Annotated in this window: 15 protein-coding genes; 8 read left to right on the top strand and 7 right to left on the bottom strand. The window is 39.4% G+C overall.

From position 1 onward, the window contains the following. Positions 1 to 230 precede the first annotated feature (230 nt). From I6E85_RS09615 to I6E85_RS09605, 3 genes are all read right to left on the bottom strand, one after another. Positions 231 to 1,718, bottom strand: coding sequence for a tryptophan halogenase family protein (locus I6E85_RS09615; protein ID WP_197236890.1), 1,488 nt, complete (start codon positions 1,716 to 1,718; stop codon positions 231 to 233). Beyond that, complete coding sequence (locus I6E85_RS09610; RefSeq protein WP_197236889.1) at positions 1,711 to 3,261, bottom strand: tryptophan halogenase family protein; 1,551 nt, start codon at positions 3,259 to 3,261, stop codon at positions 1,711 to 1,713. The genes I6E85_RS09615 and I6E85_RS09610 overlap by 8 nt, the downstream gene beginning before the upstream one ends. 102 nt (positions 3,262 to 3,363) lie before the next feature. Continuing rightward, entirely contained in the window at positions 3,364 to 6,330 is a 2,967-nt protein-coding gene (locus tag I6E85_RS09605) for a TonB-dependent receptor (RefSeq protein ID WP_197236888.1), read from the bottom strand. Positions 6,331 to 6,763: 433 nt separating this feature from the next. Here I6E85_RS09605 and I6E85_RS09600 point away from each other — a divergent pair, with 433 nt between their 5' ends. The 8 genes from I6E85_RS09600 to I6E85_RS09565 all read left to right on the top strand — a co-directional run bounded on the left by I6E85_RS09600 (position 6,764) and on the right by I6E85_RS09565 (position 12,195). Beyond that, positions 6,764 to 7,672 carry an MBL fold metallo-hydrolase gene (locus tag I6E85_RS09600; RefSeq protein ID WP_197236887.1) on the top strand — a complete coding sequence of 303 codons (909 nt, stop codon included), beginning with the start codon at positions 6,764 to 6,766 and terminating at the stop codon, positions 7,670 to 7,672. A gap of 76 nt (positions 7,673 to 7,748) precedes the next feature. Further along, the gene (locus I6E85_RS09595) at positions 7,749 to 8,408 is read left to right on the top strand and encodes a hypothetical protein (RefSeq protein ID WP_231621035.1); all 660 of its coding nucleotides are present in this window, start codon (positions 7,749 to 7,751) and stop codon (positions 8,406 to 8,408) included. A 3-nt stretch (positions 8,409 to 8,411) separates the two neighbouring features. Next, a complete protein-coding gene (locus I6E85_RS09590; protein WP_197236885.1) occupies positions 8,412 to 9,086 on the top strand; it encodes a Crp/Fnr family transcriptional regulator in 675 nt (224 codons plus the stop codon). Positions 9,087 to 9,157: 71 nt separating this feature from the next. Continuing rightward, positions 9,158 to 9,565: a hypothetical protein gene (locus I6E85_RS09585; RefSeq protein ID WP_197236884.1), complete on the top strand. Its 408-nt coding sequence runs from the start codon at positions 9,158 to 9,160 to the stop codon at positions 9,563 to 9,565. 84 nt (positions 9,566 to 9,649) lie between these two features. Continuing rightward, on the top strand, positions 9,650 to 10,153 hold the full coding sequence (locus I6E85_RS09580) for a DUF962 domain-containing protein (RefSeq protein ID WP_002961846.1): 504 nt from the start codon (positions 9,650 to 9,652) through the stop codon (positions 10,151 to 10,153). A gap of 60 nt (positions 10,154 to 10,213) precedes the next feature. Further along, positions 10,214 to 11,005: an SDR family oxidoreductase gene (locus I6E85_RS09575; RefSeq protein WP_197236883.1), complete on the top strand. Its 792-nt coding sequence runs from the start codon at positions 10,214 to 10,216 to the stop codon at positions 11,003 to 11,005. A gap of 61 nt (positions 11,006 to 11,066) precedes the next feature. Then, the gene (locus I6E85_RS09570) at positions 11,067 to 11,660 is read left to right on the top strand and encodes a DUF2238 domain-containing protein (protein WP_007375475.1); all 594 of its coding nucleotides are present in this window, start codon (positions 11,067 to 11,069) and stop codon (positions 11,658 to 11,660) included. 82 nt (positions 11,661 to 11,742) lie between these two features. Further along, the gene (locus I6E85_RS09565) at positions 11,743 to 12,195 is read left to right on the top strand and encodes a GNAT family N-acetyltransferase (protein WP_197236882.1); all 453 of its coding nucleotides are present in this window, start codon (positions 11,743 to 11,745) and stop codon (positions 12,193 to 12,195) included. A gap of 56 nt (positions 12,196 to 12,251) precedes the next feature. On the opposite strand, the gene I6E85_RS09560 is transcribed toward I6E85_RS09565, so the two are convergent. The 4 genes from I6E85_RS09560 to I6E85_RS09545 all read right to left on the bottom strand — a co-directional run. Beyond that, entirely contained in the window at positions 12,252 to 12,392 is a 141-nt protein-coding gene (locus tag I6E85_RS09560) for a hypothetical protein (protein ID WP_169060304.1), read from the bottom strand. 87 nt (positions 12,393 to 12,479) lie between these two features. Next, positions 12,480 to 13,487, bottom strand: coding sequence for a DUF4062 domain-containing protein (locus I6E85_RS09555; protein WP_197236881.1), 1,008 nt, complete (start codon positions 13,485 to 13,487; stop codon positions 12,480 to 12,482). 643 nt (positions 13,488 to 14,130) lie between these two features. Next, positions 14,131 to 14,418: a hypothetical protein gene (locus tag I6E85_RS09550; protein WP_197236880.1), complete on the bottom strand. Its 288-nt coding sequence runs from the start codon at positions 14,416 to 14,418 to the stop codon at positions 14,131 to 14,133. 232 nt (positions 14,419 to 14,650) lie between these two features. Beyond that, the coding region (locus I6E85_RS09545; protein WP_197236879.1) for a transposase at positions 14,651 to 15,080 on the bottom strand (430 nt) is incomplete at its 5' end.

Raw genomic sequence — 15,080 nt, 5'->3', positions numbered from 1 at the left:
AGGTTTGTAACCTAGTGGGCTAAGTAAAAACCGAGCAACAAAGAGTAAATTGCCTCTAGGCAGAACCCTACGGGCAGCGCATGTTTGGCATTTATGCTACGTTATCGCCTATTTATGGGGAATAACCACACTACATAGGCTTTGCCTTGCCTAAAAACCAAATATGCTGCTGCAAATTCAACCACCAAAGAACAACACGCCCTAGTAAGGGCTTTTTTTATAAAAAATATTTATGCTTGGCAATACTGCTTTAAAAACTCATGGTGAGGCGGTAATTGGCTGACGCGTTGCTCTATTTGTTGCTTAATACCGTGTAAAAAACGGGTGAGTTCTTCGCCGCTCATCATGCTGGCTATTAAGTGATGTTGATTAGGCTCAATGCCTTGACCAAGCATAACTTGGACCCACGAGTCGACTCTAAAAATGTCGCCATCGTCTAAAAATACACGGCCGGTTTGTTTAAACAAATCAATTTTATGCTGAAGTGTTTTTGGCACTTCCATGGCGCTACAGTGTTGCCAAAACTCGCTGTCATCGCGATTAGTTACTTTGTAGTGCAGCACAATAAAGTCGCGAATATTTTCAATTTCGCTTTTAAGCTGTTTGTTGTATTCGTCAATTGCGTGATTGGTAATGCCATTAAACGGAAATAAACGCATAAAGCGAATAATACCCGACATAATTAAGTGAATGCTGGTGGACTCAAGTGGCTCTACAAAACCGCTAGCGAGGCCAAGGGCTAAGCAGTTTTTGTTCCACCCTTTTAAGCGCCGCCCTGTTTTAAATTTAATAATACGCGGCTCTGTAAGCGGCTCACCTTCAATGTTATTTAATAATAGCGCTTTGGCTTGTTCGTCATCCATATATTGGCTGCAATAAACTAATCCGTTGCCTACACGGTTTTGCAGCGGTATACGCCATTGCCAGCCGCTTTTGTGGGCAATAGAGCGGGTAAGTGGCAATACTGTATCGCTGGTTGATTTTGTTTGCACCGCAATGGCGCTGTTACACGGTAGTAAATGCGACCAGTCTTCGTAGCCAGTATGTAATGCTTGCTCTATTAATAAGCCTCTAAAGCCGGTGCAATCAATAAAAAAGTCGCCGTTAATGTGCTCGCCATTATTTAAAGTAAGTGATTTTATATGGCCCGTTTTAGGGTTTTTTATTACTTTTTGTATTTTACCTTCAATGCGTTTTACACCTAATGGCTCTGAAAATTCACGTAAAAACTGCGCGTAACGTGTGGCATCCATATGGTAGGCATAGTTAATAGGGTTTTGCTGATTAAACGCAAATTTACCGCTTTTAGCCGCTTGCAACTCGTAGCAGTAATCGCCAAATGGGTTGTTTATTCCTAAAGTTTTACCTTGTAGCCAAAAGTGATGAAATTCACCCGCCCAACATTCTTTGCCCGTTGCGCCAAATGAGTGAATATAATGCGTGTTTTCATCGCCCCAGTTTTCAAAGCTAATACCTAATTTAAAGCTTGCTTGAGTGGCTTTCATAAATGCTTGCTCGTTTATACCCAGCAATTTATGAAATGTACGAATAGGCGGAATTGTTGCTTCGCCAACACCTACAGTGCCAATATCGTCAGATTCAACAAGGGTTATGTTTATATTGTTACCAACTAGTTTAGCAAGTGCCGCTGCGGCCATCCAACCTGCAGTGCCGCCTCCAGCAATTACTACGTTTTTAACAGCGTTTGTTTTAGTCATTATGTGGCTGCCCATTATTTGATAAAAGGTGATTTAAAAGCGTGCGATTACTTGGTAGTCCATTTAAGCACTGTGCTATTTTTTCGCGGTTTTGTTGATAATAGTAATCCCCAGTGCGTGGGTCGTTAAATGTATTTTGTGCAGATACTGTTTGTGTATTAAAGCCCATGCCATATAAAACGTATTGATAACTGCTTGATGAAAACACTTCTTCGTTTTCAATAAAATCAAAGCGGCTAGGGGGCTGAAATTGCCAAAGTTTAAGTAAGTTTTGCAGGCGCTCGGGCGCGGTATTTAAATTACTAATATCTTGCCAATAAGGAGTATCGTCGCGCTCGCTTAGCACATAATGAAGTTTTAAAAACTCAATAACGCGCTGCCAACGAGTGCTAAAACGGTCATTAAAACGCGTTTCAAGCTGGCTCATGTGGGTGCGGTTTTGCGGGAGTTGCTCGCTTATCATGCTAATTGAAAGCTCAACCATGGCAAGTGCTGACGCTTCAAGCGGCTCTAAAAATCCAGCAGACATACCCACGGCAACACAGTTTTTAATCCAAAATTTTTGCCTGTTACCAGGGCTGAATTTTAATACGCGGTAGTTAAGTTGCTCAGCTTGTTGCTCACTGGTACTTTTAGCTATGTAGCTTTTTAGAGTATTTGTTGCGCTTTCATCGCTTTGATATTTACTACTAAATACATAACCTGTACCACGGCGCGTTGGCAGGGCTATATCCCAAATCCAACCGTTACTTTGCGCTGTAGATAACGTAGCAGAGGCAACTGGCTGATCGGCGTGTGCATTAGGTATTTGCGCCGCAACAGCGCTGTTATTAAATAAAATATGATCTTGCGCTATAAACTCACTATTAAAATGCTCACCAATTAAACGAGCACGAGAGCCTGAGCAATCTATAAATAAATCACCTATTATATTGCCATTATTATTTGTTTTTAATGAAGCAATATAGCCATGTTCGTCGTTAATAACCTCGGTTACATCGTCAATAATATGCGTAACGTTTAGGTTTTTAACGCAGTAATTTTTTAAAAATTCAGCAAATTTACCCGCATCTAAATGATAGCCATAGTTGGTAACTGCTGCATATTCGGGTGTTTGTAATTGCTTTGGTGCTAGTGCTGCTTGGCATACAAAGCTTTGCATATTAACAACGTCGGCAAATTTTTGATTAGGTGCAATACGTTGCCAGCTGGCGTGTAAATTAGTGTGCTCGTAGCCTTGTGGATTCATAAAAGGGTGGTAGTAGTTTTCTCCCTCGCTGAGGTTGCGCCAATTTATAAATTTAGAACCTTGCTTAAATGACGCGTCGCACTGGGTTATAAAATCACTTTCTTTAATGCCAATGCGCTGTAGGGTGTTGCGCATTGACGGCCACGTGCCTTCGCCCACACCCAATATAGGCACATTTGCCGACTCCACTAACGTTACATTAAGGTGCGGGTGTTCGGCGGCTAATAAGCCTGCGCTTAGCCAGCCGGCAGTACCACCACCTAAAACGACTATTTTTGTTATTGGTTTGGTCATGAGTTAACACCCTAAAGTTGATAACAATTAAACTAGCATTAATACTGTTTTAAATACAAAAAAGCCGCTAGTAAAAACTAACGGCTTTACTTTGTATTACCTTTAGAAGTTGTAACGCATACCAATATTGTAACGTGCACCTAGCTGTTGTAGGTTCCACAATTGTACTGACGTACGGCCATGTTCGCGGCTGTTTTGTTCAGTAATATTAAGGCCTTCAACAAAAAACGATAGTTGCTCGCTGTAGTTGTACGCAACATTAAAGTCGATTTGATAATATTCTTCAGTAAAGCCTGGCTCATTTACGTATCGAGCTGCGCTATTTAAAAACTTATCACGCCAGTTGTAAGCAATACGTGCTTGAAAATCATCGTTTTCGTACATTGCAATAAAGTTAGCTGTATCGCTTAAACCCACTAGTGCAAATTGTGTAGTAGTAGGGTCAGCGTTTACATCAAAGTCTATGTCGCCATTAACAGTGGTGTAGTTTGCTTGCACACCAAAACCGCTTTCACCAAAAAAGTGCTGAAAGGCAATTTCGAAACCATCAATTGTGGCATTTTTATTGTTGGTAGGTACTTGCGCTGTAAATTCTAGTAATGGGTCATCGCTGTTAGCAATTACATCGTAAGCGGCTTCAAACTCTTCGTAGGTCATAGAGTCAAAATCAACATTGTTTTCTGTGGCGGCAACCATTTGAAATAAGTTTGAATCGGTTACTGCAAGTCCGCGAGATTCTAGCTCAGCAATGGCAGCTTGAGCGCGAGGGCCCGCTGTTGCATCGCGTAATCCGTAGTAGTTTTGCGTCATGGGTGTTAAACCAATAAAGTTTTCGATGTCTTTAGTGTAATAACCTACCGACACATAACTTGTTTCTGCAAAGTACCACTCAGCCGATACATCAATATTATCTGATTCAAGCGGTACTAAACCAGGATTACCCGTTGACGCTGTAGCCGGTGATGAACCCGCTAAAAGAGTAGGGGCGCCTGGTACACCAACCGTCGCTGCTGAACTTAAGTTGTCGTAAGTTGGGCGAGCAATTGTAGTGCTATAAGAAAAACGCGCTTTTACGTTTTCAATTACTTCTATGTCAAAGTCAAAGCTTGGTAAAAAGTGATCGTAGCTAGATTTAAGCGTGAAATCTTCTTTAGCCGAGCCAAAACGAACATTAAAGTCGTTATTACCTTCCCACGCTACTGCGTTAGGTAAGTCGATATTAGCCGTTGAGGTAATGTCGGTAGACTCTTGGCGTGCGCCAATAACAATGTTGTATGGCATATCGCCAATGTAACCATTGTAAGTAAATTGCACAAACGCTGCGGTTATGTCTTCTTCAATGGTGCGGTTAGTTGCAAATGCGCCATCGGCTGCAAAGTTAAAGCCGTATTCTTCACCTGCCCAGTAACCAATTTGCGATGCGCTGCCGGTATAGCCTTGGTTGAACGAGCCCGATGTATCGTAGTCGTCAAACTCAGCTAAAAAGTTTGTTGGGTTTAGGTAGCCATCAGGTAGTTCGCCTGGGTTTTCGATACCCCAGTTACCCATTGTATTACGTGTAAGTGATTGCAGTGAATGGCTTTCCATAGAGCGAGACTCTATACCAAAGTCAATTGCACCGTTTTCAATTTCGTATTTACCATGGATTCTAAATTCTGTGATTTCAGACTCTTGGCGAGCAAAGTTAGAATCTAAAATAGACGTACCCACATCAGAGGCATCTAACGTGTTATTACAATTTAGGTTGTCTCGGCGGCAATCATCAAAATCGATACTCATTGATGGCAGTTCGCGGCTAAAATCAACTTCTTGTGCGTTAACTACGTTTGCGCCCAAGCCTGCGTTTACCCAGCTGCCGTAAGGTGCATCTGGTTTGCTAGTGGCTTTTGAATTGTGCGCATCAAACATAAAGCTCAATTCTGAATTGAAATAGTACTCAACGTTTAAACCAATAGAGTCGTTTTGGTTAACTTGGTTTAGCTCTTGAAACGCTAAACCTAAATCGCGTGTTTGCTGATCGCGACGTTCTTCTCGGTAGTAAATAGGGGTTTTTACCGTGTTATCGTCAAACGTTAGCGCGCTTTTGTAGTTATCCATCCATATTGATTGCTCAGCACGGGCTTCGAACAAATCTTGCTTAGAATACGTGTAATCAAGCGTGGCTGTTAAATCGTCAATTGGGCTGTACTGCAGCGTTAATTGTGCGTTTGTACGAGTACGTTCTCTGTCGGCAATGGTGTAGCGCAAATCTGATGGCATTGAATAAAGCTGACCAACAGCGGGTGCATTAGTTAAAACAATATCGTCTGCTGCTTGTGGGATTGTGCCGTCAAAAGCAGATGTATTCCATTGATTTACAAACGCACCAGTTGATGAGCTATCGCGCTGTTGCATGCTTGCAGTTAACGAGGCACCAAATTTAGCTTCACTGTCGGTCCAGCTAATTAAGCCCGAAAGCTCTGGTGTTATGTCATCACCAATGCGGTTTGTTGAGTCGTGTAATGCTTTTACGCCAATGCTTGAAACAAAGCCTGGATTGTCGAGTGGGCGAGCCGTATTAATATTAATTGTTGCGCCAATACCACCTGATGCAATACTTGCTTTACCTGTTTTATATATTTCAACCGATTTAACGCTATCAGACGCTAAGTTTGCAAAGTCAAAAGCACGAGAGCTGGGTGTACCACCGCCTGAAGGCAATGAAGCTGCCGGCATAGTACGACCGTTTAGGGTTACCATATTGTAGTCGGGGCCAAAACCACGAACAGTTACTTTAGAGCCTTCACCATTTGAGCGATCAATCGACACACCTGTAATACGCTGTAGCGACTCGGCTAAGTTGGTATCAGGAAATTTACCAATATCTTCAGCTGATATTGCATCTACAACACCTGCGGCGTCGCGTTTTAACCGAGTTGACTCTTTAATACTGTTTTTAAAACCAGTAACTTGAATTACTTCAACATCTGTATTTGCTTCTTGTGCATATACAGGTAAAGAGATTGATGCGCCTAAAATCAGAGATAGGCTGGTCGCTATCTTTGTTTTTCTTACAATATGGTTGGACATTCGGTTTCCCTCGCACTTTTATCATTATTATTAACAGCTGTATGGGGCTGTTATTGTGTAATTATAAACATTGTCAAATGTATGGAAGCGCTTCCAGAAATGCTAGTTTAAATTTTAAATAGGGTCAACTATTGTTTTAATAAAATGAGACTAAATTGTTTTTAAAATGTATTTTTTTAGATTTAAATTATAAATTACAGTCGGTTATAAAAAACCGTTTTAAATAGTTGTGTAACAACATTTTATTATAAGAAAACCGGTTATTGATTCATTTAGTTATTTAAACACTTTTATAAGGTGTTTAAATCAGCTTTTAGTAAGGGCTAAAATTAATAAGTATGCCGTTGGTCACTCAACTAGGACAAAACTTAAATTAGTTATTACACTCAGCCATAGACTCAACTGAAAACACTATTTATAGGTATTAATAATTATGAGCAATGTAAAACAAGGACTAGCTGCAACCGCTTTAATTATAGCGTCGTTTAGTAGTATTGGCGCGCAGCAATGTAGTGATGTAAGTTTGCAAATTTTAGGCTCGGGCGGCCCTGAGCTTGACGATGGTCGCGCAGCAACAAGTTACCTTATATGGCACGAAAATAAAGCCAGAGTGTTAGTTGACGTAGGCTCTGGTGCCAGTATTGGGTTTGATAAAGCAGGTGCAAAATTTAGTGATGTTGATGCCATTTTATTAAGCCATTTACACACTGATCATGCTGGCGATTTACCTAGTTTTATAAAAGGCAGTTACTTTACATCACGCGATAAAGCACTTGCGATATTTGGCCCCCAGGGCAACCGTGTAATGGCTTCTACTAACGAATATGCACAAGCGTTACTAGGTAAGCAGGGCGCATTTAGATACTTAAGTGATTACGTAGAAGGTAATGAAAACTACAAATTAGATATTCGTTCTGTTGCACCAACAAAACAAAATGAATTTAAACAATCACTACAAAGTGATTTGACTGTTAATGCAATGACAGTTAACCATGGACCTATTCCGGCTTTAGCGTGGAAAGTGAGTATAGCAGGATGTGAACTTGTGTTTGCAGGCGACATGACCGACAAGTTAGGCACATTTACTGACTTTGCTAAAAATGCCGATGTAGTGGTTATGCACAACGCAATTGATGAAAACGCATCGGGCGGGGCTAAAAATTTACACATTACCCCAAGTCAAATCACTAAGGTACTAATTGAGGCTGCACCTAAAACGGCGGTTCTATCTCATTTTATGAATCGGTCATTAAAAAATCAGCAATTGTTTAAAAAATCGTTAATTAAATCACTAAAAAGTAACGTAGTTTTTGCAGAAGATGGTTTAAAAATAAACTTATAAAGTATTGCGCATAAGAGTGTTGCGGGTCGCTAGTTTTATCGCTATTTTAAAGGCTCTCTCATAGATGGATTTTATTATGCGCATTAAATTTTTAGCGAGCTTTTATTCTTTCTTCTTGTTTGCACTGTTTGGTTGTGACGACCAAAGCATGGCAATGCAAGATAGCCCTCAGCTAAATAGTAATGCAAGTAACTTACCCACTAATAACAAAGTAAACACACCTCCAGCAGCTCAAACAAACGAACCCGCTTTAGTGGTCGGTATGCTTGCAACACATTGTAAAAGTAATGAAGCAGCCTACATTAACGCAAAAATGCATAAAGTTGTGCGTAACCCAGATGAAAGTACAGCCTACAAGTTAGAGCCTACCGATAAAGTGCTTTCTATTTGTGTTGCAAAAGATGACTCATCGCTTAGTTATCGATTTGGTAGAGTTAATGACATAGGGCTTGAAAAAGAAGCTATACCAGATGCACCATTTGGTAGTTACTACAGGCAAGTAGGGCGTATTGGCGAGAGTATTTTATTTTTTAGTAACGGCGAATATCATTATTATATTATTAACTCAGGCGGTATGGGCAGCGGTGTAACCGTTAATGTTTATAAAAACGATACATTAATAACTGAGCTGTTTTCGGGTAATGATCCTTACGATGATTTTGTTATAGCAACCGATTTAAATTTCCCTAAAAAATTGGTTATCGAAAAACAGCCATTTAATAAGCAAATGCAGTAAATAATGACTCCACAGCAGCAAAACGTTATAGAGCAAGGGCATTGGTTTAAAAACCGTAGCCCTTACTTAAAAAGCTTTTTATTAACGCAGGGCAAAACGCTCTCGCTAAAAGCTCAGCAATCATTATTTTTGCGAGGTGATAAGCACGATGGAATTTATGCAGTGCTTAGCGGCGTGGTGCGTATTAGTGGCGTAAGTAACGAAGGCAAAGAAGCCGTATTGAGCTTTATTGATTCATCACTGTGGTTTGGCGAAGTTACCTTGTTTGATGGTGGCCTGCGTACTCATGACGTATATGCACAAACTGATGTTGTGCTTTTTTACGTGCCCCAACGCGAGCTTGAACAGCTATTAAACGAACAGCCACAATATTGGCAAGAGTTTGGTTTATTGCTGGCACAAAAGTTACGCCTAATGTTTACCTCAATGGAAGATCACGCATTACTAAGCGCTGAGCAAAAAGTATGCAATCGACTTTTAATGCTTAGCGAACATACAGAGCACTTAACACCGCTTGTTTTATCTCAGCAGCAACTTGCTGATATGACCTGCCTAACGCGCCAAACTATTAATCAAATACTGCAACAGCTTGTTAGCCTACAAGCCATTAGTTTGGGGTATCAACGCATAACTGTTTTAGATAAACAAAAGCTACAAGCGCGTGCTACACAAGCTTAAATAGAGACCGCTTTATTTAGTTGGAACCAAAATTGCTAAAGATAATGTAACGCAACAATGGATTTGAGCTAATGACTACAATAACCTTTAAAAATCAATATAGTAATTATAACTCTCCTACAGTAAATAAAGCGGCAGGTCCAAGCGAAGTTGCGGCAACTAATACCCTCCCTAATGAAAAAACAAGTGATGCTAAAGGCATTACCTCAGCCCCTAAAGAACCAACGTTTTTAGAACGTGATCAAGAAGCGTTGGTTTATCAGCGCTTAGGTGTAAACAAAAACAAAATAGACGAGCTAAAAGCGACAATAGAAGAGCTAATTAAAGAACAGCAAAGTGAGGGCGCAGACCCTAGCGCAATTACTGATAAAATAGAGGAACTTCAAAAAATGCTTGAGCAAGAGTATCAAAAAGGGCGCGAGCGAACGGATATGAAAGGTGAGCATGAGCCGGGTAAAATAATTTCTGCATTTGTTTAATTTACAAAATGTCGGATACCTGACATTGTTGTTGTGTCTACTTTTGCTAAAGTAAGTTTTATATATAAAAATAAAGGCAAAACAATGAAAACACTTCAACAGCAACTTGGTAAATATGGTTTGTATCATCGTTCTAAGCGTAATGTACTAACGCACTTTATTGGTATTCCGCTCATTGTATTTGCAGCGTTGTGTTTACTAGCGCGTATTCAAATACCCCTTGGTAGCTTTGTAATTGATGGCGCACAACTTTTTGTATTAGCGTCGGTTGTTTATTATTTTATGCTGAGCTTTTCGCTTGGCTTTATTATGGCCGTGATATTCACTTTACTCCTTGTTGGTGCTCAGCCTATTGCGGCAATGGCGTTTTGGCCTTGGTTGAGTATTGGCGTAGGTGTGTTTGTATTTGGCTGGGTATTACAGTTTATTGGGCACTATTACGAAGGTAAAAAACCGGCGTTTGTAGATGACCTAATTGGTTTAATTATTGGCCCTTTGTACGTAACTGTTGAACTACTATTTTTAATGGGTTTTTACAAAACATTAGAAGATGAAGTAAACGCAATAGCGGGTCCTACAAAGGCGTAAAATACTTTTCTAAGTACCTTTATAAAACTTAATAAATAACAATAAAAGGGCAGATAACGCATGCAATATAATAATAAAACCGTGTGGATCACCGGGGCATCGTCAGGTATTGGTAAAGAGCTTGCTATACAATTTGCCCAGCTTGGTGCACGCGTTATTTTATCGGCGCGCAATCTAGATAAACTAAACGATTTAAAAGCAACGCTTAAAGGCGAAGGGCACTTAGTTATGCCGCTGGACTTAGCACAGCCAGAGCATGTACTGAGTACAATAACAGCAAAAATGAGCGAGCTTCCTGCAATTGATATTTTAATTAATAACGGCGGCGTATCGCAGCGCAGTTTATTTTTAGAAAACGACTTTAACGTGTACCGCCAATTAATGGAGATTAATTACTTTGGCTTAATTGCACTTACTAAAGCTATATTGCCTACTATGGTGGCAAGGCGCAGTGGCTCAATTGTGTCTATTAGTAGTGTGGCGGGTAAAGTTGGTTCAAAATTTAGAACAGGTTATTCGGGTTCTAAATATGCGGTTGTTGGTTTTATGGATTGCCTACGTGCAGAAGTAGCACAACATAACATTCATTGTTTAACAATTTGCCCGGGCTCTATTAAAACAGCAATTGCGCATAACTCACTAAACGAGCAAGGCATAGCGCAAAATAAACCAGAAGAGTCGATAGAAAATGGGATGGATGTAAGCGTAGCGGCTTCAAAAATGATTCGTGCCATTAGTAATAAAAAAGACGAAGTGATTATTGGCAAAGGTTTAAGTGGTTGGGCGCCTACAATTAAGCGCTTTTTTCCTACTTTGTTTAATCGCATTACCGCAAAAACAAACTATAGGTAGCGTCGTTTATTTCAAAGGCGTAAAATGCCGTAAATTTGATCAATTTAGAAAAGGATTCTAAATGAAGTATTTATGGCTGAGCCTGTTTTTTATTGTATTAATTTGGTCTGGTATTAACCCAAAAGATCAATTTACATGGCTGCTTGAAGTTATCCCCGCAATTATTGGTTTAGTGCTGCTAGCAAGTACCTATAGCCACTTTAAACTTACCCCTATTTTATATACATTTATTTTAGCGCATTGCATTGTGCTGATGATTGGCGGGCATTACACCTACGCCGAAGTCCCTTTTTTCGACAACCTATTTGGTAGTGAGCGTAATAACTACGACAAAGTAGGGCACTTTTTTCAAGGGTTTGTACCTGCACTACTAGCTCGCGAAATTTTACTGCGCAAAAAAGTAGTAAATGGTCGAGGCTGGTTAATCACCTTTGTTATTTCGGTATGTTTAGCATTTAGCGCGTTTTACGAATTAATAGAATGGTGGGTTGCAGTATTAAGCGGCGAAAACGCAGAAGCGTTTTTAGGCACGCAAGGTTACGTGTGGGATACCCAATCAGATATGGGACTGGCGTTATTTGGGGCTATTTGCTCATTGTTAGTGCTTTCAAGAGTACACGACAAACAGCTTAAAAACGTTAAAGATTATTTATAGACTATAGGAACGTTAAAGACTATTTATAGGAACGTTCTATAGAAATGTTTATAAAAACATTGATAAAAAAGACTATTAACTTATGACCGCAAACACTAGTGATTACTCAATTAGCACAGACAAAAGCAAACTTAACTTTAACGTTATTTATAACTTTCTTGCTAATAGCTATTGGGCCAAAGGCATTCCTAAAAGCGTGATGCAATCAGCTATTGATAACTCAATGTGCTTTGGTGTTTACAGCGCTCATAACGAGCAAGTTGGCTTTGCCCGAGTAGTGACCGATAATGCAACCTTTGCCTATTTAGCCGATGTATTTATTGCCCCGCACTTGCAAGGTAATGGGCTGAGTAAGTTACTTATTAAAACGATAGTAGAGCACCCTGAGCTACAAGGGCTCAGGCGCTTTTTATTAGCGACATCGGATGCCCACGGGCTTTATGCGCAATACGGATTTAAACCGATAGATAACCCCGCACTGCTAATGCAAATAAACCCTGAGGATATGTATGATCAAAACAATCGTAAGAGCTAATAAACGAGGGCGAAGAACAAATTCCGTCTAGTGTTCTTGTTAGGTTTTGATTGCACCTAGCTACTTGATTTGCCGATATTAAGCTCTAGATTATCAGGCTTAATTGATACATTTGGCAATTCAATTTCATCTAAGTGTTTGTGGTAGCCATCTACATCACAATTAGCTACCTCAATTAATTTTGAAACTAAAGCCAACAAACCGCCTTTGTCACCTGACAAATAAACCGTGTTGTTATTAACATCTATCTCGATGCAACCAGCATGTTCCGTTTAAAGCGCTTGTTAGGCCCCTGTTCTCACAACCCTGCTTTCTAACATTAATTGCTCTCCACGCTCAGTTAATGACCAAAACAAAGCCATACCACCATTAGTCGTTTTTAAATATTTAGTATTTATTAAACCGTAAGCCTTTAACTGAATTGATATAGTTTTAAATTGTTGGTCATTAATACTAAATGAGTAACCATTAGACTTGTTTGTTGCAATTTGTTTAAGGCTTGAGGCTATCTTTTTTTTAACGATAGCGTCGTTAGGGTGTTCAATAAGGTAAGGTGAAATAAGAGAAAATATGTTCCTCCAACTGGTTTCGCAATTAAATGAATGATTTTGTGGCTGATGACCAGTTTGCTGAGTTTTATAAGTACCATCAATTGAAACTATCGAATCTAGATCTGCTATTCCCTCAATTGCTGGCTTCTGCTGCAACTCAGCCTTAGATAGCGAATCTTTCAATTGAGTGTTTAGTTTTCTTAATTCATTAATTTCGCCTAATACATCTTCATTTGCTACATTATTTGCTCTAACCCAGCCTATTGCAGGATACATTTTTATAGTTTTTGTTAGGTTTAATGCTACAAGCCCTGGAAGTTCTTTTGCATTTTCCCAAAAGCGCACTAAACGACCATCCATTACCTTGTCTTTAAATCCAAGTAATTTTTCACGTAAAACAGGATCTTGCTCTGATTTACCAAATGGAATATCGTCGGGTGCACCATGTATCAATGCTATGACCTTCAATCCATTAGCAACAGCATAATCAAACTCTTTTTCAGTATAACTAATGCCATCGTCAGTTACGGAGCCATACCGTCCACCAACAATTAATAAATAGTAATCACAGTCATCTATTATTTTTTTAATGAACTCCCACTGCTCTTCGTCAGTGGCAGGAAATAGCTCCATCCCTGCAGGAATGCAGTCCATTTCCATTAAAGCTTGAAGAACGTGTTGCCTTTCATCTTTTAAGTCTGCATATGTTGAGCTGACGAATACTTGATATCGCTTTTCCATTTATTTCCCTATAGCATGATAGTTTCTGATGACTCTAGTGGCGCCTAACGAGCTTGTAGATTAATTCGTTTTTAAATTTGTTTTTATTGATAAACAAACCATAGCTGAGTTCCTATTTTCGTTCAATTGATTACTGTATTTTTACGCAGAATATTGAAGTGTTTGATATTGTTTTAATTGGCGTTTTGGAAGGGATTACGGGTGTTTGAGTGGCTTTTATTTAGAGTAAGAGGGCTTACCCTTCTTAATGCATCGTGTTTTGCAGCTTTTCTATATTATGAACAAGGCAATACAGTTGCCGCAGCGTGAAGTAAGGTATTCACTTTCATTTGACCCCGTAAGGTCAATTTATTCATATCTTTGTTCACTGTAATGTACCGCTTTTTATTTAAAGGGGAAGTCGGTTCAAGGTAATTAGGATGGGTGTCACTATAATTCTTTGATGCGTTTGTTAGTGTTCCGATAGCCATTTTTTAGATTTTTCTTGCATCAGAACACTTATTTCAACAACACCATCATTGTCATTTACATCCAAATCATCTCTTGCGTAATACAACCCATAAAGATGTTCGATTCCTACATTATCTCCAACATACTTAGCCACGTTTTCATACAGATCAAAATTATTAATATCATTTAGCAACTACCGAAATTGAATGAATGGGTCTACTTTTTCACTAGCAATCAACTTTAAGTGATATTTAATTATTAAATTAATTGAATCCTCAAATGAAGGTAGTTGAGCAATAAGTCTTTCAAAAAGAGGTGAAACAATTCCCCAACACTTAGGTTCTGCATCAATAATATCCAGTAGCTCGTCAGAATAAACGCCATTGTTTAACTTATAATTTGCATAATTGATCAAATCATCAGTTTCACAAGCACCTGCTACATACTTTGCTATAAAGTAATTTTCATTCTCTTCATTCATCCTAAATTTGAAAACCCATTGTTAAGGACCACTAACGAGCCTGTAGATTAACTCGTTTTTAAATTTGTTTTTTATTGATAAACAAACCATAGCTGAGTTCCTATTTTGGTTCAATTGATTACTGTATTTTTACGCAGAATATAGAAGTGTTTGATATTGTTTTAATTGGCGTTTTGGAAGGGATTACGGGTGTTTGAGTGGCTTTTATTTAGAGTAAGAGGGCTTACCCTTCTTAATGCATCGTGTTCTGCAGCTTTTCTATATTATGAACAAGGCAATACAGTTGCCATTGGGCGTTCACTTTCGTTTGACCCCGTAAGGTCAATTTATTCATCCCTTTATTCACTGTAATGTTTCCGAACACTGGCTCAATACAGCCTAATCGCTTACTGTATTGTCGTCGCCCTATGGGGCTATCTATTTTTACTTTCATCTTATCGACATAGCTCAGCTTTTTGCGCGATTCATTATTTATAAACTGCACTTGTCGTCCTCTTTCTATCGGTGGTTTTCGCATGCATTGCTGCTGTAGCGGGCATGTTTTACAGTCTTTTAAGTAACCACAGAATCGCGTGTATTGCTGGTTATGGCTGTTTACATTGACCCCGCTTCGCCACATGGCATTGCCTGCAGGGCAGCGGCATGTTTGCGTTGTCTCATCA

The sequence above is a fragment of the Pseudoalteromonas sp. NZS71 genome (genome assembly GCF_015864715.1).
Classification (GTDB): domain Bacteria; phylum Pseudomonadota; class Gammaproteobacteria; order Enterobacterales; family Alteromonadaceae; genus Pseudoalteromonas; species Pseudoalteromonas arctica.
Note: the sequence above shows the minus strand (reverse complement) of the source record. Positions and strands in the feature narration are given on the sequence as shown.

Excerpts from the sequence above, each read along its gene's own strand:
- I6E85_RS09605 (WP_197236888.1), bottom strand. The coding sequence starts at position 6,330 with ATGTCCAACCATATTGTAAGAAAAACAAAGATAGCGACCAGCCTATCT.
- I6E85_RS09610 (WP_197236889.1), bottom strand. The coding sequence starts at position 3,261 with ATGACCAAACCAATAACAAAAATAGTCGTTTTAGGTGGTGGTACTGCC.
- I6E85_RS09590 (WP_197236885.1), top strand. The coding sequence starts at position 8,412 with ATGACTCCACAGCAGCAAAACGTTATAGAGCAAGGGCATTGGTTTAAA.
- I6E85_RS09565 (WP_197236882.1), top strand. The coding sequence starts at position 11,743 with ATGACCGCAAACACTAGTGATTACTCAATTAGCACAGACAAAAGCAAA.
- I6E85_RS09585 (WP_197236884.1), top strand. The coding sequence starts at position 9,158 with ATGACTACAATAACCTTTAAAAATCAATATAGTAATTATAACTCTCCT.
- I6E85_RS09550 (WP_197236880.1), bottom strand. The coding sequence starts at position 14,418 with ATGAATGAAGAGAATGAAAATTACTTTATAGCAAAGTATGTAGCAGGT.
- I6E85_RS09600 (WP_197236887.1), top strand. The coding sequence starts at position 6,764 with ATGAGCAATGTAAAACAAGGACTAGCTGCAACCGCTTTAATTATAGCG.
- I6E85_RS09615 (WP_197236890.1), bottom strand. The coding sequence starts at position 1,718 with ATGACTAAAACAAACGCTGTTAAAAACGTAGTAATTGCTGGAGGCGGC.
- I6E85_RS09595 (WP_231621035.1), top strand. The coding sequence starts at position 7,749 with ATGCGCATTAAATTTTTAGCGAGCTTTTATTCTTTCTTCTTGTTTGCA.
- I6E85_RS09580 (WP_002961846.1), top strand. The coding sequence starts at position 9,650 with ATGAAAACACTTCAACAGCAACTTGGTAAATATGGTTTGTATCATCGT.
- I6E85_RS09575 (WP_197236883.1), top strand. The coding sequence starts at position 10,214 with ATGCAATATAATAATAAAACCGTGTGGATCACCGGGGCATCGTCAGGT.
- I6E85_RS09570 (WP_007375475.1), top strand. The coding sequence starts at position 11,067 with ATGAAGTATTTATGGCTGAGCCTGTTTTTTATTGTATTAATTTGGTCT.
- I6E85_RS09555 (WP_197236881.1), bottom strand. The coding sequence starts at position 13,487 with ATGGAAAAGCGATATCAAGTATTCGTCAGCTCAACATATGCAGACTTA.